This window comes from Paraburkholderia megapolitana (assembly GCF_007556815.1).
GTDB classification, from domain to species: domain Bacteria; phylum Pseudomonadota; class Gammaproteobacteria; order Burkholderiales; family Burkholderiaceae; genus Paraburkholderia; species Paraburkholderia megapolitana.
The window spans coordinates 2,253,023-2,274,195 of the sequence record NZ_CP041743.1; the positions used below are offsets into that span (position 1 = coordinate 2,253,023).

16 protein-coding genes and 2 pseudogenes are annotated in these 21,173 nt (G+C 63.9%); 4 read left to right on the forward strand and 14 right to left on the reverse strand.

Annotation, left to right across the window (positions count from 1 at the left end; translation table 11 throughout):
* Nucleotides 1-14 precede the first annotated feature (14 nt).
* The 3 genes from FNZ07_RS09560 to FNZ07_RS09570 are packed head-to-tail and all read right to left on the reverse strand — an operon-like array spanning nt 15 to nt 2,211.
* The gene (locus FNZ07_RS09560; RefSeq protein ID WP_091017728.1) at nt 15-677 is read right to left on the reverse strand and encodes an amino acid ABC transporter permease; all 663 of its coding nucleotides are present in this window, start codon (nt 675-677) and stop codon (nt 15-17) included.
* A gap of 10 nt (nt 678-687) precedes the next feature.
* Complete coding sequence (locus FNZ07_RS09565; RefSeq protein WP_091017730.1) at nt 688-1,338, reverse strand: amino acid ABC transporter permease; 651 nt, start codon at nt 1,336-1,338, stop codon at nt 688-690.
* 33 nt (nt 1,339-1,371) lie between these two features.
* Nucleotides 1,372-2,211, reverse strand: a complete 840-nt coding sequence (locus tag FNZ07_RS09570) for a transporter substrate-binding domain-containing protein (RefSeq protein ID WP_091017732.1) — start codon at nt 2,209-2,211, stop codon at nt 1,372-1,374.
* A gap of 380 nt (nt 2,212-2,591) precedes the next feature.
* On the opposite strand from FNZ07_RS09570, the pseudogene FNZ07_RS09575 reads away from it, so the two are divergent.
* Both FNZ07_RS09575 and FNZ07_RS09580 read left to right on the forward strand, forming a co-directional pair.
* Nucleotides 2,592-3,573, forward strand: a pseudogene (locus tag FNZ07_RS09575) (isopenicillin N synthase family dioxygenase).
* A pseudogene (locus FNZ07_RS09580) lies at nt 3,570-4,975 on the forward strand (FAD-binding oxidoreductase). The pseudogenes FNZ07_RS09575 and FNZ07_RS09580 overlap by 4 nt, the downstream one beginning before the upstream one ends.
* 63 nt (nt 4,976-5,038) lie before the next feature.
* On the opposite strand, the gene FNZ07_RS09585 reads toward FNZ07_RS09580, so the two are convergent.
* Nucleotides 5,039-8,428 (reverse strand): alpha/beta fold hydrolase, encoded by a 3,390-nt coding sequence (locus tag FNZ07_RS09585; protein ID WP_091017739.1) that lies wholly within the window; start codon nt 8,426-8,428, stop codon nt 5,039-5,041.
* A 214-nt stretch (nt 8,429-8,642) separates the two neighbouring features.
* On the reverse strand, nt 8,643-9,434 hold the full coding sequence (locus FNZ07_RS09590) for a hypothetical protein (protein ID WP_091017742.1): 792 nt from the start codon (nt 9,432-9,434) through the stop codon (nt 8,643-8,645).
* A gap of 321 nt (nt 9,435-9,755) precedes the next feature.
* On the opposite strand from FNZ07_RS09590, the gene FNZ07_RS09595 reads away from it, so the two are divergent.
* Complete coding sequence (locus FNZ07_RS09595) at nt 9,756-11,642, forward strand: ATP-binding response regulator (protein WP_091018199.1); 1,887 nt, start codon at nt 9,756-9,758, stop codon at nt 11,640-11,642.
* A 128-nt stretch (nt 11,643-11,770) separates the two neighbouring features.
* Here FNZ07_RS09595 and FNZ07_RS09600 read toward each other — a convergent pair whose 3' ends face one another.
* The 9 genes from FNZ07_RS09600 to FNZ07_RS09635 form a co-directional block, all read right to left on the reverse strand.
* Nucleotides 11,771-12,511, reverse strand: a complete 741-nt coding sequence (locus tag FNZ07_RS09600) for a response regulator (protein WP_091017744.1) — start codon at nt 12,509-12,511, stop codon at nt 11,771-11,773.
* A gap of 696 nt (nt 12,512-13,207) precedes the next feature.
* Nucleotides 13,208-13,372 carry a hypothetical protein gene (locus FNZ07_RS33580; RefSeq protein WP_170275706.1) on the reverse strand — a complete coding sequence of 55 codons (165 nt, stop codon included), beginning with the start codon at nt 13,370-13,372 and terminating at the stop codon, nt 13,208-13,210.
* On the reverse strand, nt 13,350-14,351 hold the full coding sequence (gene cydB, locus FNZ07_RS09605) for a cytochrome d ubiquinol oxidase subunit II (protein WP_091017746.1): 1,002 nt from the start codon (nt 14,349-14,351) through the stop codon (nt 13,350-13,352). The genes FNZ07_RS33580 and cydB overlap by 23 nt, the downstream gene beginning before the upstream one ends.
* Nucleotides 14,352-14,393: 42 nt before the next feature.
* Nucleotides 14,394-15,794 (reverse strand): cytochrome ubiquinol oxidase subunit I, encoded by a 1,401-nt coding sequence (locus FNZ07_RS09610; RefSeq protein ID WP_091017749.1) that lies wholly within the window; start codon nt 15,792-15,794, stop codon nt 14,394-14,396.
* Between the two features lie 317 nt (nt 15,795-16,111).
* Nucleotides 16,112-16,300 (reverse strand): 4-oxalocrotonate tautomerase, encoded by a 189-nt coding sequence (locus tag FNZ07_RS09615; RefSeq protein WP_091017752.1) that lies wholly within the window; start codon nt 16,298-16,300, stop codon nt 16,112-16,114.
* Nucleotides 16,301-16,333: 33 nt separating this feature from the next.
* Nucleotides 16,334-17,119 carry a class II aldolase/adducin family protein gene (locus FNZ07_RS09620; RefSeq protein ID WP_091017755.1) on the reverse strand — a complete coding sequence of 262 codons (786 nt, stop codon included), beginning with the start codon at nt 17,117-17,119 and terminating at the stop codon, nt 16,334-16,336.
* 60 nt (nt 17,120-17,179) lie between these two features.
* Nucleotides 17,180-18,136, reverse strand: coding sequence for an urea transporter (locus FNZ07_RS09625; RefSeq protein ID WP_091017756.1), 957 nt, complete (start codon nt 18,134-18,136; stop codon nt 17,180-17,182).
* A 190-nt stretch (nt 18,137-18,326) separates the two neighbouring features.
* On the reverse strand, nt 18,327-18,725 hold the full coding sequence (locus FNZ07_RS09630) for a DUF4440 domain-containing protein (protein WP_091017757.1): 399 nt from the start codon (nt 18,723-18,725) through the stop codon (nt 18,327-18,329).
* A 15-nt stretch (nt 18,726-18,740) separates the two neighbouring features.
* Nucleotides 18,741-20,120, reverse strand: a complete 1,380-nt coding sequence (locus FNZ07_RS09635; RefSeq protein ID WP_091017758.1) for an MFS transporter — start codon at nt 20,118-20,120, stop codon at nt 18,741-18,743.
* Nucleotides 20,121-20,228: 108 nt separating this feature from the next.
* Between FNZ07_RS09635 and FNZ07_RS09640 the strand changes: the two genes are divergently transcribed.
* Nucleotides 20,229-21,158, forward strand: a complete 930-nt coding sequence (locus FNZ07_RS09640) for a LysR family transcriptional regulator (RefSeq protein ID WP_091017759.1) — start codon at nt 20,229-20,231, stop codon at nt 21,156-21,158.
* The last annotated feature ends 15 nt before the right edge of the window (nt 21,159-21,173 follow it).

Here is a 21,173-nt window from a genome sequence, read left to right on the forward strand (position 1 = left end):
GGAAGGACCTGGATTCAAGCGATGAAGCGCATCAGCCGCGCTTCGGCCCACATGCCCACGCGCGAAGTGAGTTCGACGAGCGCGAGATAGCAGAAGCACAGCACGAGCAGCGTTTCGACAAAGGCGAAGGTCGCCGAGCCGATGCCGGTCAGCACGAACGTCAGTTCGGGCACCGTGACGATGGACAGTACGGCCGTTTCCTTGCTCAGCACGATGATCAGATTGGTTAGCGCCGGGACGATCAACTGGAGCATTTGCGGCGCCTGGATACGCAGTACCGCCTGCCAGCGCGATAGCCCGAGGCACGCTGCCGCTTCGAGATGACCGGGCGGCACCGACTGGAAGCCCGAGCGGAACGCTTCCGCGAAATACGCGCTGCCGTAAAGGCCGAGGCCGAGCACGCCGGCTGTCATCGGTTCGAGCGTGAGGCCGATCGACGGGCCGCCGTAGTACAGCAGAAAGAGCTGCACGAGAAACGGTGTGCCGCGGAAGAGTTCGATATAAACGCGCAACGCGGCGCGCACGTTGCGGCCGCAAAAGAGTTGCAGAACCGCGATCAGGAAACCGAGCACGAGGCCAATGGCCACACCCGCCGCCCATGTGCCGAGCGTCGTCGCGAGGCCAGCGGCGATCGGTTGAAGATTGTGGGTAATGACCGTGGGGTCGAGTTGCTGCATCGCTGTGGCCTCAGGCGTGCTGTATGCGATATTCGGCCGCATGCGCGACGAGCGCCAGCGTGCCGCAGATCAGAAAGTAGATCAGCCCCGCCGCCAGATACGCTTCGAGCGGACGATAGGTGCTGGCCGCGATATTTTGCGCGGTGCGCGTCAACTCCGCGACGCCGACCACCGAGATCAGCGACGACGCCTTGATCAGCAGCACCATCTCGTTGACGAGCGACGGCAGTGTCAACCGGAACGCTTGCGGCACCTGAATCCGCCGCAGCATGTCGAACGGTGACAGCCCGAGCATGCGCGCGGCCTCGATCTGCCCGGGCGCAATGCTCAGAAACCCGCCGCGCAGAATCTCCGCAATGTATGAAGCCGAGCACAGCGATACCGCGCTGATCGCTGCCGCAAGCGGCGGCACGTTGATGCCGACGAACGGCAGCAGGTAGTACACGAGCAGCAGTTGCACGAGCATCGGCACGCCGCGAAAGAAGAACACATACGCGCCGCCCGCAAGACGCGCCACCCGATGAACCGACAGCCGCGCCGCGCACACGCCGATCGCAACGAAAAAGCCGATCACGAGTCCCGTCAGCGAGATGCCGACGGTTGCGAGCGCCGCGTGCAGCAGCAGCGGAAAACCTTGCGCGAAGACCGTGAAGCTGAACATGGGCGCGGTGCCTGCGAGCCGATAGCGGTGCTATCAGTAGTTCGGGGTGGGCAGTGTGGTCGGCGCATCCATGGCGACGCCGAACCACTTCTTCTGCAGCGTAGCGAGGCGGCCGTCGCCGTGCATCTTCACGAGTGCGGCGTTGAATGCGTCGGCGAGCGGCTTGCTGTCGGCGTCCTTGCGCAAGCAGTACGCGAAGTAGACTTTCGCGCCAAACGACGGCTGCACGACGGTGAATGTTTCGGGCCGTTGCTTCGCGACGTAGGCGATGTTGGTCACCGAGTTCGCAACCGCAGCGATGCGACCCGCGGCAAGATCCGCGTACGCCTGATTGTTATCGACGTATTCGCGGATTTCCGGCGGTTTCGGCAAGGTAGCGACGTAGGCTTTCAACTGGTCGAGCTGCGCCGAGCCTTTGCCCGCGCCGACCGTTTTACCGGCGATATCCGACGATTGCTTCAGCGACGTGTCGTTGGTGCGCTTGAGCAGTGCGTCGGTCGCATCGGCGACCGGTAGCGTGTAGGTATAGCGCTCCATCCGTGCCTTCGTTATCGTGATCGGCCCGCCGACCATATCGAACTTGCCCGCCTCGAGTCCGGGCAGCACGCTCGGCCAGGGCAGATCGATGAAGCGCACCTTCACGCCGAGTTCCTTACCGATTTCAGCGAACAGGTCCTTGTTGAAACCCGACTGCTGACCGTTCTCCAGGAAGTCGAACGGAGCGAACTGCATCTCGGTGCCGACCACCAGTTCGCCGGCCTTTTTTACTTTGGCAAGCTGATCTTCCGCGTGCGCAGTCGCACTCAGGGCAACGCTCGCGGCGCACAGCGCCAGTGTCGCGAAACGACCTTTCCAGCCTGCAAGAATGCTCATGGATTTTTCTCCGTGAAGGAAGCGGCAATGCGTGAGGTGAGCCGGACACGCGTGGGATGTGAAGGGCAGTATATACCGCAGATTTTTCGCAAAAATAAAGAAACGTGAACGCGTGGACCAGGGTTTTCATGCAATGTCATCGGACACAATGAGCCGTGCACAATGGCCTTTGTATGTGCATGCTGCGGCAGAACAGTGAGGTTCTTTGTCGCACTGTCATCAGAGCATCGCAGCGTTGCTTGCCGCCGTAGTTTTGGCGGTATATACAACTTCGGTTCACGCGAATTCAGCTGCTGTGAGCGCGTTGTGCGCCATCTGTCGTTGGTCATCCGTTTGCCGCTATTCGTCAGCGGAATGGCTGTCTTTCAAGGAGTGTTGCGATGTCGTCGGCCACCCGTATTCCGATTATCGATCTCGCTGGCTTGCGTGCCGGCGATCCTGCCGCACTCGCGCGCGTCGGCCGCGAAATCTACGAACGCGTGCACGACGATCGGTTTTTTCTACGTCGTGAATCACGGTGTGCCGCAACTCGTGATCGACACGGCCGAAGCCGGCGCGAGCACGTTCTTCTCGTTTTCTACCGAGATGAAACGCCGCGTCGCTGTGAACGCGCGCCATCGCGGCTTCAATGCGCTCGGCGACGCGACGATGTACCAGGCAAAGCGCCCCGACTACAAGGAGTTCTTCAGCATCGGGCTCGAACTGCCGGAAGCCGATCCCGATGTGATCGCCGGTCAGCCACTGCGCGGACCGAACAACTGGCCTGATTTCATGCCGGCGCTGCGCATCATGCTGTATCCCTATTACGAAGCACTCGCCGTGTGCGGTGCGGACCTGCTGCGCGCGGTTGCGGTGGGCCTCGGCATCGACGAGCATTTCTTTGCGTCGCGTTACACGAAGCGGATGCAGCGCACACAGATGGTTTACTACCCGACGCAGCCGCCGCAATCGGGTGAAGATCAGTTCGGCGTCGCGCCACACACCGACTACGGCTGCATCACGCTGCTATGGCAGGACCAGGTGGGCGGTTTGCAGGTGCGCGAAATCGCCAACGACACGTGGATCGACGCGCCGCCCATTCCCGGCAGCTTTGTCGTCAACGTCGGCGATCTGCTCGCGCGCTGGACCAACGACCGCTTCCGCTCGACACTGCATCGCGTCATCAACACGTCGGGGAGAGAGCGGTATTCGATCGCGACGTTCTACGATCCGACTACGGGCGCGAGCGTGGATCCGCGCGAACTCGGTACGGCCGAGGCAAACCTTCGATATCAACCGATCGCGGCCGGCGACTACATCCTCGGCCGCATCAACGACTCGATGGGTTACCGGAAGAAGCTCGCTGAGGGGAGCGCCACATGACACCGGATCGGCGCAAGCCGCTCGAAGCAACCGTTGCCGCGTTGCGCGATGCGCTGGGCGCCGATGCCGTGCGCGTCGGCGATGCGATCGGCGAACGCTCGATGACCGACTGGACGCGTCACGCGCCCACCCGTCCCGCAGCGCTGCTGCTGCCGCGTTCCACCGAAGACGTCGCGCGTGCGCTGGCAATCTGTCACGACGCGTATCAACCGGTCGTGCCGCAAGGCGGGATGACCGGTCTCGCGGGCGGCGCGATTCCAGCGGCCACCGATATCGCTCTCGCGCTTGATCGCTTCGCCGGTGTCGAGGAACTCGATACCGCGGCGGCGACGCTCACCGTGCGTGCCGGCACGACCCTGCAGGTTGCACAGGAGGCCGCCATCGCTGCCGGCTTCGAACTCGCACTCGATCTGGGCGCACGCGGTTCATGCCAGATCGGCGGCAATCTGGCGACCAATGCGGGCGGCAATCGCGTGATCCAGTCGGGCACCGCGCGCGACCAGGTGCTCGGGCTCGAAGTCGTGCTGGCGAACGGCGCGGTGCTTAGTTCGCTCGGCAAGATGGTGAAGAACAACACCGGTTACGATCTCAAGCACTGGTTCATCGGCTCCGAAGGGACGCTCGGCGTGATCACGCGTGCCGTATTGCGGTTGCATCCGCAGCGGGCCGCGCGGCATACCGCACTCGTCGCGCTGGATGGCTACGACGCGGCGGTCGCGTTGCTGCGGCGCCTCACGCAGCGCTTCGGCAACGACATCGCTGCGTTCGAGATCATGTGGCCGGACTTCTACGATTTCGGCGTGACGCTGACCGCAAGCGGCCGCTCGCCGTTTGCCGCCGCGCATCCGCTCTATGCGTTGATCGAACATGCAGGCTTCGATGCCGACGATGCAGGCGAGCGTTTTTCGACCGCGCTGACCGATGCGCTCGAGACGCAGACGATCCGCGACGCGGTGATCGCGCAATCGGTGGCCGATGCGCGCGCGTTGTGGGCGATCCGAGAATGCACGGCTGAGTTTCCAGTGCGCCTCGATCCGATCAATTTCGATGTGAGCGTGCCGATCGGCGAGATCGGTGGCTTCGTCGATCGCTGTCGCGCAGCGCTCGATCGTCGCTGGCCCGGTAACGTCACGTATTTCTTCGGACATATCGGCGACTCGAACCTGCATCTGACCGTCGACGGTCGCTCGGTGCCCGGCGTCGCGCGCACGACGACGTCTATGCGTTCGTGTACGACATGCTCGCGCCGCTGCATGGTTCGGTGTCGGCGGAACACGGCATCGGTTTGCTGAAGCGCGCGTACCTGCCGGTGTCGCGCTCGCGCGAAGAACTGGCGGCAATGGCCGCCATCAAGCACGCGCTCGATCCGCACGGCATTCTCAATCCCGGCAAGGTGCTGTAACGCACAACGGCCACGGGCAGCGTTGTACGCGCTGGCCGTGGCCGTTGTTGCGGGTGGGTAATTTCAGTACGCGTCGAGATGCTGGGCAATAGCCGGATAAACATCGCGTGCCGCGTTCTTGCCGAAGATGCAGTCGATATGCCCATACCCATCGATCACATGCCGCGAGTAGTGTGTCCCGCCGAACCGTTCGACCAGCATTTCGAAAGTCTGCTCGGTGCTCGTAGGCAGATAGCAACGGTTCTGCTTGCCGTGAATGAAGGCGATCGGCAGCTTCATCCGATCGAGATTCGGCAGATACACGTCGTGACCCGACGCATCGACGACATGCCCCGCGCGCACCATGGTGGCGAGATGGCCGAACAGTTCCATGTCGTGCACGCCGAACAGTTCGTGCAGGTTTTCATGCAGCGGCTCGTCGAGCTGCTCGTGTTCGTAGAGCTCCCCGTACAGGAACGTCGCGCGATGGCAGACCGCGTTGTTGCAGTGCCCGACGGGCAGAAGCCGTAGCGCGTCGTCGAACAGGTTCTTCGGCCACTTCTGGTCTTTCGTGTACGCGGTCAGATCCTTGATGCCGAGGTGCCTGAGGATATTCGGTATGTGGAGGCCCGCCTTGATCGTCTGTAGATCGCCGGCTACCGGGTGGGCCGATACCTGCGACAGCACCGCCGAGCGCACGCCCGTCAAACCCGACAGCAACGACATCGAGAACGACAACGCGCCGAAGCAATGCGCGACGACCTGAATATCCGGCGCACCCGACAGCTCGCGAACTTTCGCGACTGCGGCAGGGATGTCTTCGCGCGCGATGGCGTCGGCGGTGGTCGGTTCGGGGGCGCTCGGTAGTTCGATGCTCACGCGCAGATCGACGAGCCACACGTCGTATTGCGCCGCGCACAGATACTCGACCAGGTTCGTACCGATCAGATCCGTCGAGAAGATCCGGCTCGACACACCCGATCCATGGATCAGCAGCACGGGTCCTTTCGTGCCACCCTGATAGCGCGTGAGCTTCAGTGTCTTGTCGTCGTCGGTCTTGAAGAACGTGATGACCGGCGCCGGTGCGCGCAGCGTACGGCGCGCGCGTGGCGCTGCGTCCGGATCGAAGTACTGCAGCGGCGCGGCGATGCCGCCATATTCGGTGAACAGCACGCCTGCGAAGAAGCGACCGAACTTCAGCGTCCACGCGAGCCGCGTTTCGATGTCGGGTGCGTTCGTGACTTCCATCGTGCGCGACTGCCGCAGGAAATTTTCCGGCGTGATGATCAGCGTTGCGCGACCGATCTGCGGGGCATCGGGTGCGGCGGAATCGCGCATCTGCACGTACAGCGTGTTGGTCTGCGACCACAGGTTCAGCAGCGACGAATGCGTGACGATCTTCTGGCCGAACAGGTAATACGTCTTGCCCTCGACCGATTCGAGCGTCATCCGGTAATTCATGTTGCGGACGTCGACTTCTTCCTCGTTGTCGACGAACAGGTTGAAGCGGCCGTCGACGATCATCAGCGGTTGCGCCGACAGCGCGGTGCAGGTCAGCGTGCCGACCATGCGCGCCTCGTGTTGCGGGTCGGCGAGCATGTGTTCGAGATCGTCGGATTCGACGGTTAGCGTGAAGCTCATCGCGACCGATGCGGCTGCTGCGCCGTTTGCCGCGCCGTTTGCCGGTATCGGCGTGTAATCGCCGAGCATCGTTTCGGTGAAGCGCAGCCCGATCTTCGGCGGTGGGGGCGGCGCGGCGCGGCCCTTCGATTCATAGTCGATCTGCCAGCCGTGCGTTTCTGCGAGCTGCGCACAGTTGCGCTCGGCGAGCGCCGAGATCGTGAGGAGCGGATTCACGCCGAGCGAGATCGGCATCACCGAGCCGTCCATCACATAGAGGCCCGGATGCACGGCATTGCCTGCGGTGCCCGAGTACACCTGACCGCCCTGATTGACGACCCCTTGGGCCGCGTCGTCCGCCATCGCGCAGCCGCCCAGCGGATGCACTGTGACGAGGCTGTTGTTGAGGACGGCCGTAGACATCGGATTGCGCACATAGGTGCCGCCGAGCGCCGCCGATGCTGCTTCGAGTGTCTTCTCGACGGTCGCGTAGATCGGCTGCTGGCTGGCCTTGGGCCATCTTATGCGTGCCCGTCCGTCCTTGACGAGAATCTCGCCGCTTTCGTTGTCGTGAGCCATCACGAGGTAGGTCTGGGTGTTGCGCATCGCGCCGTGATACGGGCCGCGCAACAGGCTATCGACGATGCGCGCTTCCGGATCGAGCACGCCGCCACCCGCCGCCGCGTGCAGGCCCGGCATCGAGACGCCTTCGACCGGTGTGACGATGCCAAACATACCCATCATGGCCGCGCCGATCGGCGCCGCGAGCGTGCCTTCTTCGATCACGAAACCGTCGCGCACATCCGGCGTGTTGCGATGATCGATGATGCCGGCGATGGTCGGCCCGACCGGCGCGATGTCGGTCTGCTTGCCCCAGCCGACGGCGTTGATGTCGTGATCGGTGTTCACGGCGAACGCGAGCACGTCGCCGTTGCCCGTGAGGTGCTGGCCAAGCTGGGTCGAGACCGGCAGCCCGGCTTGCTGCGAACGCAGCAGCAACGCGGTGGAGCCGAGCGTGCCTGCCGAGATGATCACGATGTCGGCGGTCACGAACAGATCGGGCGCATCGTAGCTCTCGCGACCGAGCCCGACCAGTTGATAGCGCACGCACCACTTTTGCAGCGCTTCATCGCGCACGACCGAATGCACGGCGACGCCCGTGAAAATCTCTGCGCCGTGCGCGACCGCATCGGGCAGGTAGTTCATGTGCGTCGAGTTCTTCGCGTCGTGGTTGCAGCCGGAGTTGCAGTCGCCGCAGCCGTTGCAGGCTTTCTGCATGACGCCGGCGGCGTTCGGGCCGTCCTCGAAGGTGACCGTGATGGGCGGCCGGTAGAAGCGGTCGGTCATCTCCATCTTGGCGGCGGCCAGTTCGAGTGCGTCGAGCTTCGGCAGGCGCGGAAAGCTGGCGGGCACCGGCGATGGCTGCAGCATCGCGGTTGCGCGCGCATAGCCCACATCACGGCCCGCAGCGTCGGCGCGCACCGCGGCCGGCCAGCGTGGATCGTCCCACAGGCGCGGGTCGGCCTGCAGCGCGACGTTCGCGTTGATCAGCGACGTGCCGCCGAGCCCGCACGCGACCACGGCGTTGACTTCGTCATTGACGTGCACTTCGATCAACGCCAGCGGTGAACCGACCTGAGCGACGCTGGTGTTGTACTGCACCTGCGCGACGCCTTCGAGCGGCGTGGCTGGATACTCGCCCGCCATAAACTCGCGCCCGCGTTCGAGCAGACACACATTGCGCCCGGCGCGTGCCATGCGGCTTGCCGCGATGGCGCCGCCATAACCCGACCCAACGACCACGATTTCGTAATGCGGCTGCATTGCCTCAACGGCACTGGATAAGCGGTTCATACGACCACCTTGATGGATTAGGGCAGGGCGGGGAAACCCTGGACAACCTGGGGGAAGCAGGCTGAGCGCTCCTCAGCCCATCTATCCTGCATTGCGTCGGCGGAAAATCAAGTTCTGCGCACCGCTCGTTTGCAACGGCCGAGCCATGCCGGCCTCGGCTATCTGAGGTCTCAGTGGTCGCGCGGCAATGCCCGCGGCAGGTGCCGACGCGCGATTATGCAGCGGCGTCGATCATTTCGTCTTCGCTCGATTCGGCGGCGAGCAGATTCAGTGCAATCAGGATCGCCGTGCGGTTTTCGCTATCGATATCGATGCCGAGCACGTTGACGAGCCAGCGGCCGATCTTCGTATTGGAAAAATCGCCGGCATCCGCCGTCTTCTTCATAGTGACGCCCAGTTTCACCGCACGGTAGTGATATGAGGGCACCCGATGCTGTGTAGCCACCGCCGACAATCCGCCTTTGCAACCCGAGCACCAGCCGAGGCTGCCCGCCAGCACGATCCGCTCCGGCTCGTCGAGACCGGCGATGAACGTGCGCGCGGCCAGCCGGACGCGGTGTTCGTCGAGCCCGTATTCCATCAGCACGCTTTCAACCGGATCTTCGAGCGCATGCGCGTGCAGGTCGATTTCCTGCTCCATGCCTTCGTCTTCCATCGAAACATTGCGCTGATGGCTCGCGCTGCGCAGGCAATCGATCAGATAGCGGCGGAAGTAGGCGCACAGCGCATAGCCGTTCGACGGCGCGCTTTCGGCACAGGCGTTCGATTCGGTGTGACCCGGCGCGAGACGCAGAACCTTCGTGTAGATGAACTGGGCGACCAGTTCTTCCTTGTCTTCGCCGAGCGCCGACAGCTCCTGCGGGTGGTACGAGCGCAGCGCGCGGCGTACGAGGTCGTACATCGAGACCATCTCGTCTTCCGACAGCCGGGTACGGCGGCGCCATAGTTCGGGCAGGATTGCGTCGTCGAGGGTACGTGCCAGCTCACGGCTCGGAAGAGCGCTCATGAAAACCTCCATCAAGGGTTGAGACATGAAGCGCGGGAAGCGGAAAGCCGCCAGGGAGCCGATGAGACAGGCAGTGAGACGAGGTCCGCAAGGACTGTGTGCCGCGCTGAAAGTGCACCCAGTATCGTTTTGAGATACGACTTCGCCTATATGGATTAAGTGATAGCTGACGGGTAAACTGCCGGGTAAACCGTCGGGCGAATCATTTCCCCGGCGGGTGCTTTTTTGTCTCCCGGCCAATGCTGGTGCGGCCGCCGCGGCTTTCCGGCGCGCCGTCCGTCAAACCATTCAAATTGCCAGACCCGACAAGGAGACCGCATGATGCGGGCCGACCCAATCCAGCGTGCGGTCGACGAAGATCTCGTGGGCGTGTTGTATGCGCAGGATCCGATTGCTTTTTTTAGCCACTGGTTTTCGATCGCCGTGCTGGTTTCGATCTACTGGCACAACATGCCCTCGCCGCAGCTGTTCGCGGCTTGCTTCACGTTCTATGGCATTGCGAACTGCGCCGGGCTGGCGATGTGGGTCTGGAACCGGCGTCAGCCGGGAGCGCTGACGCCGCGTGGCTGGATCAGGCTGCACGCGTTGCGCAGCGTGCTGCTGTACAGCGCGCCGGGGCTTGCCATCTGGTTTGCATTCCATAGCCGGCAGGCCGAGCTGCCGTTGCTGCACACGGTGTTGCTCGTGACACTCGCGGCGGGCGTGTTCATGTCGAACGGCTTCGACCGGCTCAATTTCACGACCTCGGTACCCTTGCTGCTGCTGCCTGCCATCGTCCTGCACATCGGCAGCCATACGTTCGATCGCACCATCCTCGCGATCGTCCTCGCGTTCTTCTTCTGCGCGATCAACGTCTACGCGATCAGTTACCGCAGGCTGTTCCACCGCGTCGTCGAGGCGCGGGTCGACCAGCAGTATCTGGCTGAATCGCTGGCCGTGCAGAAGCACGTGGCCGAAGAGGCCAGCCTCGCGAAGACGCGCTTTTTTGCCGCCGCGAGCCACGATTTGCGCCAGCCGCTCCATGCGATCGGCCTGCTGGCCGCGTCGCTGAACGACCCGACGGCCACCAGCGAGCAGCGCACGAAGACCGCCGACCATATCGTGAACAACGTCGATGCGCTGAACCAGTTGTTCAACCAGGTGCTCGACCTCGCGCGGATCGAGAGCGGTGTAACCCAGGTGATCCGCATGCACTTCCGGCTGTCGGAACTGTTCGAGCGGGTCGGCAACCAGTACTGGCCGCAGGCGGCGGCGAAGGGGTTGGCGCTGCGTATCGCGCCGACCTCGATCGTCATTCACGACGACCCGGTGCTGCTCGAGCGCGTGCTCGGCAACCTGCTGTCGAATGCCGTGCGCTATACCGAGGAAGGCGCGATCTGGATGGGTTTCCGGCGCGCGGGCCGGCGTATGGGCGGCTTTATCGAGGTGCGCGATTCCGGTATCGGGATTGCGCAGGCCGAGCAGGAACACATCTTCGAAGAGTTCTATCAGGTCGCCAACCCCCAGCGCGATGCGCGCCAGGGCCACGGGCTCGGGCTGCCGACTGTGAAGCGGCTGATCGGACTGCTGGGCAGCGAGTTGCAGCTGCGCTCCGTGGCGGGGCGCGGTTCGGTGTTTCGCTTCGCGGTCGAGCTAGGCGATCCGGTGCGGGCCGTCGCAGGCCTGAGCGACGCGGCGGCGGCCGTCGTGCTGACGGCGCAGGGGCGGCACGTACTGTGCATCGACGACGACCCGTCGATCCTCGCCGGCCTCGCAAGCCTGCTCGGCCGCTGGGGCTGCATCGTGCGCGGCGCGCGCGACGAACGCGACGCGCTCGAGGCGCTCGCCACCGGCTTCGTGCCCGATGCGGTGCTGTGCGACTACCAGCTCGCGAACCACCGCACCGGCGCGCAGGCGCTCGCCGCGGTGCGCGACGCGTTGCGGCGCGGCGGTCGCGAGAACGTCGTGACGCTGCTGATTACCGGCGATATGGCGTCGGTGGAATTGCAGGCGCTGGCCGCGCAGGGCATTCCGGTGCTGCACAAACCGGTGACGCCGGCGCGTCTGCGGCGCACGCTGGAACTGCTGTGGCAGCAGGCGGACAGCGCGCGTGCAGCGACTTCGGGAAGTGGGGCCGGGATTGTCCAGGGGAGTGCGGTCGACACGATGGCCGACACCGTCGGCGCCGCTCCGTCGATCCAGTTGGGCAGACCGGGGCAGCTCGCCTGACAAGGCGCTGCGTCAGCGTGCTAATGGCGACGGCGGCCGCAGTGCGGCCGCGCGTCTATCGATACAGGGATGCGTAGAAGCTGCGGGCTACGAACTGAACGACGAGTCGTAGCGCCCCGCAGCGCGACTTACAACGTCTTGCCGGCTTCGAGCCAACCGTTGATCACCGCGATCGCAGTCGACCGGTTGTGCACACCCAGCGCACGGAAGATCACCGACAGATGCACCTTCACGGTTCCCTCGGCCACACCGAGTTCGCGCGCAATCATCTTGTTGGTCCAGCCACGGTGAACGAGCCGCATGATGTCCTGCTGCCGCGGCGAGAGGTTTTCCAGCAGATGCTGCTGATGCGGCTGCAGGCCCTGCACGGGCTGCGCGGTCAGCACTTCGGTAAGGGAGGCCACCGGCTGGTCGCCGGCCGCGACGGCGGCGGATGCCGTGGCAGAGGCGGTGGTGGTTTCGCGTGTGCCGAGCAGGCTCAGCGCTTCCATCGGCACATAAGCGCCGCCGGACAGCACGAGTTCGATAGCTTTGAGCATGACGCTGGCGGGCTGGCGTTTCGGCACGAAGCCGAGCGCGCCGGCGGCGAGCACGGCACGCATTTCGTCGGGCGATTCTTCCGCCGACAGCACGACTACCGGCAGCGCCGGGTTCGCCTTCAGCAGCACTGCCAGCGACGGTGCGCCGCCCATGCCGGGCATGTTGAGATCGACGATCGCGAGGTCGTGGTCCGCATCGGGCCGGGCGGCGGCGGCGAGCGTTTCCCAGCTATCGGCTTCGTCGAACTGGGCATCCGGGTCGAGGCCGCGCAACAGCCCTTTCACACCCTGGCGGATGAGTTCATGGTCGTCGGCCACTAGAAACTTCATGATGTCTCCGCGAGTCGGCCTTGCCGCTTTGTTGTGCCACTGTTGTTGTGCCGTTGCTGCCCGCTGCCCGCTTTGCGACCGGTGGCCTTGCGGCCGGACTGGTGCGCATCGATGGCGGCGCGCCCTGATTGACGCGTCGTCATGGTCCGAGGCGCGTGCGGCGATGGTGCACGGTCCCGGGTGTTGCTACCCCGCGTCCTCGTCATGCTGTGCCCGCGGGGGCATGGCCGGTTGCTGCCTTCAGTCTCTGTTTTTTTCATCCGCTGTTTCACTCACTACTCTGCTGTGCGCCGAATGACCGTATTACCGGACAACCGGCTCCGGAAGCCGGCCACCCCCCCCCGGTTGGCCGGCTTCCGGCCTGGCGGCGCGGATGCTCTCAGGTTGTCCTGCGCGGCGCCTTGCGAGCTCCGTGCGGACGGCGCTTCCCCGGTATTGTTGGCGTTCCCCGGTCCAACTGCAACAGTTGTTTCTTGTGAAGTGGTCCCCCCGTGCGGCCCGGTCCGATGTCCTTGCCGTTCGAGCTGCGGGACACTTCACCGCCCTCGCGGCAGGTCCCGGCATCCCGGCGACTGTTTTGCGCCGGGAGTCGTTAGGTAGACGAGGCCACTACGCAAATTTTGAAGTGCACTGCGAAGTCCGGTGGTTTACACCGGGTTACATGTGCCAAAAGCGGGCGCTTGACCGCTGAACCGGCTACGCCACCGCGAACAGCGTGGCGTTCATCAGCACCTTGAACGCGAAGCCGAGCAGCATCGCCGCGCCGACTCCGCCGCACCACAGCGCGACGAACCAGACCCAACCGGGCACGCGCCGCGCGAGGACCGGCGCCGCCAGCCTAGTGATAATGCGTGTCGCCATGGCGCACCTTGCCGCGAAATACCCAGTAGCCGAGCATCGTGTAGCCGAGAATCACCGGCAGGATCACCGCGGCGCCGATCAGCGTGAACACCTGGCTCGAACGTGGCGCGGCGGCTTCCCACAAGGTCATGCTCGACGGAATCGCGTACGGCCACAGTGAAAAGAGTAGCCCCGCATAACCGAGCAGCACGAGCGCGATTGCCGCGACGAACGGCGTGATGTGATGCCGGTCGCGTACCGCGCGATGCATGACGAAGGCGCACACGGCAACGAGGAACGGCACCGGCAGCAGTCGATGCAACAATCCCGAGTCGAACCAGCGTGTGGCGATGAGCGGGTCCTGCAACGGTGTCCACAGACTGACGAGCGCGATGAAGCCGAGCAGCACGAGCGTCAGCGGCCACACGATGCGATGCAACCGGCGCTGCAGATCGCCTTCGGTCTTCGCGACGAGCCAGCAGCAGCCGAGCAACGCATAGGTGGCGACGAGGCCAAGGCCGGTCAGCAGGCTGAACGGCGTGAGCCAGCCGAACGCATCGCCGGCAAAGCTGCCGTCGGCAACCGGGATGCCTTGCAGGAACGCGCCGAGTGCGACGCCCTGAAAGAATGCCGCACCGGTCGAACCACCGATAAACGCCAGGTCCCACAGATGCCGCGTGCGCTTCGCTTTCGCGCGGATCTCGAACGACACGCCACGAAAGATCAGACACGCGAGCATGAACACGAGCGGCAGATACAGCGCGGACAACACCGTCGAATAGACGATCGGGAACACGGCAAAGAGCCCCGCGCCGCCGAGCACGAGCCAGGTTTCGTTGCCGTCCCAGACCGGTGCGACGGTATTCATCATCAGGTCGCGTTCGCGTTCGTCGGGGAAGAACGGAAACACGATGCCGATGCCCAGATCGAAGCCGTCGAGCACGACATACATGAAAAGACCGAGCGCGATGATCGCGGCCCAGACTACGGTGACATCCATGGCAATCTCCAGAAACGGTCGGTGTCGGGCTGTGTCGATCGGCTAATCGGCAGCAGACAGCGGGCGGTGCGTAATGTGTGTGTGACGCGTGCTATCGGTGGGAGCGTCGTGTGGCGTGGCGCCGGGCAGCGCAGGACCCGCGCGCATCAGCTTCAGCATGTAGTAGATGCCGGTGCCGAACACGAGGAAGTAGACGACCACGAATGCCATCAGCGAAATGCCGACCTGCTGCGCGGTGAGTGGCGAGACGGCCTGCACCGTACGCATCACGCCGTACACGACCCACGGCTGACGGCCGACCTCGGTGGTGACCCAGCCCGCGAGCAGCGTGACGAAACCGGTTGGCCCCATTGCGACGGTCAGTTTGTGAAACCACTTCGCTTCGAACAGCCGGCCGCGTCGGCGCAATACCCAGGCGATGACGGCAAGCGCGATCATCAGCATGCCGAGGCCGACCATGATGCGAAAACTCCAGAACACGACCGTCGAATTGGGCCGGTCCTGCGGCGGAAATTCCTTCAACCCTCGAATCTCACCGTCCCAGCTATGCGTGAGGATCAGGCTGCCTAGATGCGGAATCGACACTGCGTAGCGCGTCGTCTCCGCCTGCATGTCGGGGATGCCGAACAGGTTCAGCGCGGTGCCGCCTTTTTCGGTGTCCCACAGTCCTTCGATCGCGGCGATCTTCGCCGGCTGATATTTGCGTGTATTCAGACCGTGTTGATCGCCGACCACGGCCTGTAGCGGGGCGAGGACCAGCAACATCCACAGCGCCATCGAAAACATCTTCTTGACCGCCGGATCGCGGCGCCCCTTCAGCAGATGCCACGCACCGACCGCGGCCACCACCAGCGCCGCGACGATAAACGCCGCGATCGCCATATGCGCGAGCCGGTACGGGAACGACGGGTTGAAGATGATCTTGAACCAGTCGACTGGGACGACGTGGTTGTCGACGATCTTGAAACCCTGCGGCGTTTGCATCCAGCTGTTCGACGCGAGAATCCAGAAGGTCGAGATCAATGTGCCGATCGCGACCATCAGCGTTGCGCCGAAGTGCGCACGCGGACTCACGCGATGCCAGCCGAACAGCATGATGCCGAGGAAGCCCGCTTCGAGAAAGAATGCTGTCATGACTTCGTACATCAGCAGCGGACCAGTGACCGGTCCGGCAAACGCCGAGAAGCCCGACCAGTTGGTGCCGAACTCGTAGCTCATCACGACGCCCGAGACGACACCCATGCCGAAGGCGACTGCGAAGATCTTCGACCAGAACAGACAAAGATCTTTGTAGTACGCCTTGCCGGTGCGCAGCCAGCGCCACTCGAGAACGGCGATGAAGCTTGCGAGACCGATGCTGAGCGCCGGAAAAACGATGTGGAAGGAGACGGTGAACGCAAACTGGATGCGCGCCAGATCGAAGGCCGAGATTGCGGTGTTCATATGCGTGAGACCGGAAACTGACTACGCGCGTCGACCGCTGTCGATGCGCTCTGCGTACTGCAGATGTTGCAAGGGTAGGCGTTTGTGCTGCGGTGCGCTGTGCGGCGAAAGGACGCGCGGGGTGTTTCGTCTGAGTGACGGATTGGCGCGTAAGCCTTTGATCAGTATTGGAATTTGTGGGGTGTGTCGTAGCGTGATGAACGCTCGTTTTGTGCGGTGATTACACCCGGAGTGCGGCAATACACCGCGCTGCAGCAGAGGCTTGGGGAAGGGGGCGACGCGAGTGCGTCGCCGGGAGGTGTAAAGCGATGCGGTGGCTACGCCGGGTCTGACCACAAACGTCCGCCAGTCGCCCAGTTTTCGCGTTTCACATCGGTGAGGATGATGTCGACGCTACTCGGCTCGACGCCAAGCGACTCGCAGGTAGCTTTCGTGATCGCTTCGACAAACTGACGTTTTTGCTCGATGCTGCGTCCTTCGAAAAGCTCGATGTGAAACGTGGGCATGACGATTCCTTCTGAAGAAAAAGATGTTTGGGGTCAATCGCGAAACGACGGATCGAGCCGGTCGAGCTTGCGCAGTAGCGCGGGCCATTCGAGTGCGCCTTCTATGGCGCCGCCGTCGAACAGCTGCTCGGCAGTGCGCGCCGCGACCGCTTCCGACGGCAGCACGAGGTCCGCGTGTTCGGGGGCGCGCGCCTGCGCGAGCAACTGGATTTCACAGGCCTTCACGAGCGTTGCCATCAGCACGTACGCTTCCGCGACCGTGCGTCCGACAGTGAGCGTGCCGTGATTGCGCAGCAGCATCGCGGGTTTGTCGGCGAGATGCGCAACGAGCCGCTCGCCTTCGGCCGGCGTGAACGCGACGCTTTCGTAGTCGTGATACGCGAGCTGCCCGTGAAAACGCAGCGCGTGTTGCGACGCAGGCAGCAAGCCCGCGCGCTGGATCGATACGGCAATACCTGCGGAGTTATGCAGATGCATCACGCAGAACGCGTCGGCACGCGCCGCATGAACGGCCGCATGCAAGGCGAAGCCGGTGACGTTCACCGTGTGCTCGCTCGTACCGACGATTTGACCTGCTATATCGATCTTCACGAGATTCGACGCGCACACTTCATCGAATGAAAAACCGAACGGGTTGATCAGAAAGTGGCCCGGTTCGCCCGGCACGTTCGCGGAGATGTGCGTGTAGATCAGATCGTCCCAGCCGTTGAGCGCGACCAGACGATAGGCGGCGGCGAGATCGGTGCGGGTCCGGTGCTCGGCATCGGTCATCGGACCGGTCGCGGCGACGCGGCCGGTCGGCGTATGGGTGAACGACATGTCTGTCTCCTCGTGGGGCGGCGGGTGCGGCCGGGTGTGGCGATATGCGAAGCGCGGTGCCTATCCGGTTGCTCGTGCCTGCGTGACCTGCGGTTCTTCGTGGGACTGCGGGTCTAGCGCAGGCACGCGGCGCAACGTATCGAACGTATGGCGCCGCAACCACTGCATGCTCCACGTCGCGAGCACGAACGGCGCGGTCATCGCGGGCCAGCCCCAGCGGATCGCAAGCTGCTGCAGGAGTACCGCTATCGCCAGAGCCCCGAGCATCGTTGCCACACCGCTGTCGACAAGCGCAAGCGCAGTCAGCGCGCCGTTACATCCTAGCAGGCCGGCATCGAACGACGATAGTGACGCGCCGCACAGCAGTTGCGCGCCGCTCGCAAGCGCCGCCCCACTCAGCGCGACGAGAGCGGTGCGCCGCGACGCGGCTGCGATGCCGGCGAACATGAGCAATCCCGGTAGCGCACCCGACGCGAACGCAATCTGCGCAAGACCGCCGAACACGCCGCGCGCTGCGTCGACTGGAGCCAGCGTGGCGAAGGTCGTGATCGCATGCGTTGCTGTTGCCGCTGCTGTCGGCGTTGCAACGATGTGATGGAACGGCAGCCAGCTCCACGTGACGATCAGGCATGGGCTCGAATAGCAGCTTAGTCCTCGGGTGCGCAGCCAGTGCGACCACGGTTCGCCGAGTGCCGCGGTTGCTGTTGCTGCGAGGATCGCGATCGCGACGGCTTCAGCAGGATCGGCGATGAACGAGAACGCGGCCAGCGCAGCGAGGGCGCCATTGAAACCGTGCAATCCGGCACGCGTGGCTGCGTCGTCACCACCGACGAGTAGCGCGACGACGTTCGCCGTCACGGCGCCCATCGCCGCCGCGCACGCAAGCCGCGGCTCGCAGATGAGCAATGCCGCGAGCAGACCGGCGCCGGTCCAGGCGTTCGGCTGCAGGACGATCTGGCCGACGCTGCGCAACAGCGTGCGCAGCGCAGCGGCTTGCGGGTCGTGGGCGGCGTGCATGAAGCGAGTGGTGCAGCAGGATTGGGTGAATCGCGAGGATAGGGTACGGGGGCGTATTAAGGCATCCTGGTGCGCTGATAGTGGCTATTTGGGTAGACGACGGAGGAGTGACCGGGCGGGCAACCGGCGCGTACATCTGGTCTGATCGGGCAAAACACGGGCAACGACCAGGTGCGCCTTACGTTCGCGCTCACGAAGCGGCCGACGTCTCCTGCAAGTGCCGCCACGTAATGTGTCCCGACTCGTCGCACGCCAACACAGCAGTCGATCGTCTGACTGTGCAACTGCCGCTTTCGTCGATCTGCGTCTCACGGTAGCCGACGACCGCACCGTCGCGCCACACATCGATGTCGCGCAATTCATCGATCTCGATGCGCAGCCCGGGGCGTTTGCCATGCCCCTGCGAAAACAACCGATCCACTGCTGTGCGGTCGAGCCGTAGGCCTTGCAACGTAACCATCGAAAAACGTGGCGAGAACCGATTCAGCAGCGCAGCAAGCCGGCCTGCTTCGGCGCGGCCCGACAGCCATTGTTCGATGTCGATGTGTGCGTCGACGATTTCCTGGAAGAACGGGTTCGGTGGATTCATGGTGTGAGGGCGCGATTAACGGGAGGCGAGTTGATTAGCGGTGGAACGGTGCGTTGCGAGCCGCATGACGAGCGGAAGAGGCAGTAGCGTCAGCAACGCGGCAAGCAGAAAGCATTGACGATACGACGTGAGCGCGGCACCGGTCACACCGTGCGAGAGCAGGAAGTTCAGCGCACTACCGAGCACCGCGACACCGAGGCAGAAGCTCAACTGCCGGTTGATGTTCCACAGTGCGCTCGCGTCGCCCATCCGGTCGGCGGGCACGTCGAGAAACGCGGCGCTTTGCGATGTGCTCGTACACAGGCTGGCGCCGAATCCCATCGCAACGAACGCAAGTACCGGACCGGCGTCCTGCACGACGAAAGGTGTGGCGAGCAACGCGATGCCCCCACAGTTGGTCAGCATTCCGCAGACGAACAGCGGCTTCGCCCCCCAGCTTGGAAAGCAGCGGCGCGTCGTTGTTATCGCAACGAACGACGCAGCGGCCCACGGCACCATGAGTGCGCCAGTCTGCGTTGCGCTCAGGCCAAGTACGTCCTGCAGGTAGAGCGTGGCAATGAGATTCACGCCGGCGAAAACGCCCGGCACGCATAGGTAGATCACGATGCCGACGCGCAGCAACGGTCGTGCGAGCAGCGTTAGATCGAGCAGCGGCGCCTTCGAGCGATGCGCATGCCGGACATAAGCGAGAGCCGCGACGAACGCGACGGCAAGCGGCGCGGCGGCCCAGCCAGCCATGCCACGCTGACCGGAGAAGGTCAGGCCGAGCAGAAGCGAAACGAGCGCAGTCACGCTGATGGCGAGGCCGCGCAGGTCGAGCGCCGGCGAGTGGTCCGATGCGATGTCGGCGGGTAGCCACGCAAGTGCGAGTCCGCAGGCGAGGGCGGCGAGCGGCAGCATCCCGAAGAAGATCCAGCGCCACGACGTGTGATCGACAATCACGCCGCCGAGCGCCGGCGACAGCGCAGGCACGAGTAGCGCCACCATCATCACGATCGACGTCAGATGCGCGCGCGCTTCCGACGGGTAGGCGCGATAGGTCATCGCCTGTCCGACAGGGATCAGCAGCCCGCCGCCCAACCCCTGGATGAGCCGCAAAACAAGTAGCGCGCCGATCGATGGCGCGCTTGCCGCGCCCGCGCTGCCCAGCGCGAAGATCAGCAGCGATGCCACCAGTACCCGCCGCTCGCCGAAACGACGCGCGAGCCAGATACCGAGCGGGATCACGACCGTCAACCCGAGCATGTACATGTTGCCCACCCACGCGAGTTGCGCGACCGACGCGCGCAGTTCGCGCTGGAGCGCCGGATACGCGGTGTTGATCACGAACATGTTGGCGAGATCGATGGCGAAACCGATCAGGTAGACGACGGCAATTTTCGAACGAGGGGACATGAACGCAGGAAACCGGATTGGACGGCGTAGTGTAAAGTCCGCGATTCGTCCTGGTAAGACGATCAATCTGGCTTGACTGGTCAAAAAAAATTGACAATAGAGGGCGCCATGGTGAGCTTGAACCGGTTCGACGTATTCCGCGTGGTCGCGGAGACGGGCTCATTTACGGTCGCCGCGACCTTGCTGAATCAGGCGCGGGCGGCCGTCAGTTTCAACATCAAGCAACTTGAGGCCGAACTCGGCGTCACCCTCCTGACGCGGACGACGCGCCGCGTCGAAATGACCGACGCTGGAGAGCGCTTTTACAAGCGCTGTTTGCGCGTGCTCGCGGAAGCCGAAGGCGCCATCGAAGAAGCCCGCGGCGAGCACGGCGGCATGCAAGGTAGCTTGCGCGTGACATCGACGGTCGAATACGGACTGATGGTCATCGCGCCTGCGTTGCACGAATTCATGCAGGTGCATCCGGGATTGCAGGTCCGTCTGGAGACGCATACGGCGCAGGTCGATCTCGCACGCGAGCGGTTTGATGTGGCGATCCGCCTTGGCCGGCTCGAGCAGTTCGAGGATTCGCCGTATCGGGGCGTCTGTCTCGACACCTATGAAGTGAGGCCGGTGATGTCGCCGGCACTGCTCGCTGGAACCGGCATGACACGCATCGAGTCACCTGATGCCTTGGCAGGCCTCGCGAGACTCGGCCATAGCCGGCTGGAGCGCATTGCCGCGTGGACGCTGCAGGACCGCGACGGCCGGCAGCATGTGTTCCGTCCGCTTGCGAAACCGCGCATCGTGGCCGATAACGCCTCGGTGTTGCGGGCGCTGGCTCTGCGGGGAAGCGGTGTCGCGCTACTGCCGGAATGGCTCGTGCGCGACGACCTTGCCAGCGGGGCGCTGATCGATGCACTTCCGGACTACCGGTTTCCGAAGCAGGCGGTTTACGCGCTGTATCTTCCGACGCGGCATGTGCCGCAGAAGATCCGGGCGTGGGTGGATTTTATGAAGGGGTATGTTCGGGGATTTTCGCAGGCGGAACCGAGCTAGCGTTGAAGGTGATGC

What these genes read in the sequence shown, in the direction of transcription:
- FNZ07_RS09560 (WP_091017728.1), bottom strand. Translation starts at nt 677, where the DNA reads ATGCAGCAACTCGACCCCACGGTCATTACCCACAATCTTCAACCGATC.
- FNZ07_RS09565 (WP_091017730.1), bottom strand. Translation starts at nt 1,338, where the DNA reads ATGTTCAGCTTCACGGTCTTCGCGCAAGGTTTTCCGCTGCTGCTGCAC.
- FNZ07_RS09570 (WP_091017732.1), bottom strand. Translation starts at nt 2,211, where the DNA reads ATGAGCATTCTTGCAGGCTGGAAAGGTCGTTTCGCGACACTGGCGCTG.
- FNZ07_RS09585 (WP_091017739.1), bottom strand. Translation starts at nt 8,428, where the DNA reads ATGAACCGCTTATCCAGTGCCGTTGAGGCAATGCAGCCGCATTACGAA.
- FNZ07_RS09590 (WP_091017742.1), bottom strand. Translation starts at nt 9,434, where the DNA reads ATGAGCGCTCTTCCGAGCCGTGAGCTGGCACGTACCCTCGACGACGCA.
- FNZ07_RS09595 (WP_091018199.1), top strand. Translation starts at nt 9,756, where the DNA reads ATGCGGGCCGACCCAATCCAGCGTGCGGTCGACGAAGATCTCGTGGGC.
- FNZ07_RS09600 (WP_091017744.1), bottom strand. Translation starts at nt 12,511, where the DNA reads ATGAAGTTTCTAGTGGCCGACGACCATGAACTCATCCGCCAGGGTGTG.
- FNZ07_RS33580 (WP_170275706.1), bottom strand. Translation starts at nt 13,372, where the DNA reads ATGGCGACACGCATTATCACTAGGCTGGCGGCGCCGGTCCTCGCGCGG.
- cydB (WP_091017746.1), bottom strand. Translation starts at nt 14,351, where the DNA reads ATGGATGTCACCGTAGTCTGGGCCGCGATCATCGCGCTCGGTCTTTTC.
- FNZ07_RS09610 (WP_091017749.1), bottom strand. Translation starts at nt 15,794, where the DNA reads ATGAACACCGCAATCTCGGCCTTCGATCTGGCGCGCATCCAGTTTGCG.
- FNZ07_RS09615 (WP_091017752.1), bottom strand. Translation starts at nt 16,300, where the DNA reads ATGCCCACGTTTCACATCGAGCTTTTCGAAGGACGCAGCATCGAGCAA.
- FNZ07_RS09620 (WP_091017755.1), bottom strand. Translation starts at nt 17,119, where the DNA reads ATGTCGTTCACCCATACGCCGACCGGCCGCGTCGCCGCGACCGGTCCG.
- FNZ07_RS09625 (WP_091017756.1), bottom strand. Translation starts at nt 18,136, where the DNA reads ATGCACGCCGCCCACGACCCGCAAGCCGCTGCGCTGCGCACGCTGTTG.
- FNZ07_RS09630 (WP_091017757.1), bottom strand. Translation starts at nt 18,725, where the DNA reads ATGAATCCACCGAACCCGTTCTTCCAGGAAATCGTCGACGCACACATC.
- FNZ07_RS09635 (WP_091017758.1), bottom strand. Translation starts at nt 20,120, where the DNA reads ATGTCCCCTCGTTCGAAAATTGCCGTCGTCTACCTGATCGGTTTCGCC.
- FNZ07_RS09640 (WP_091017759.1), top strand. Translation starts at nt 20,229, where the DNA reads ATGGTGAGCTTGAACCGGTTCGACGTATTCCGCGTGGTCGCGGAGACG.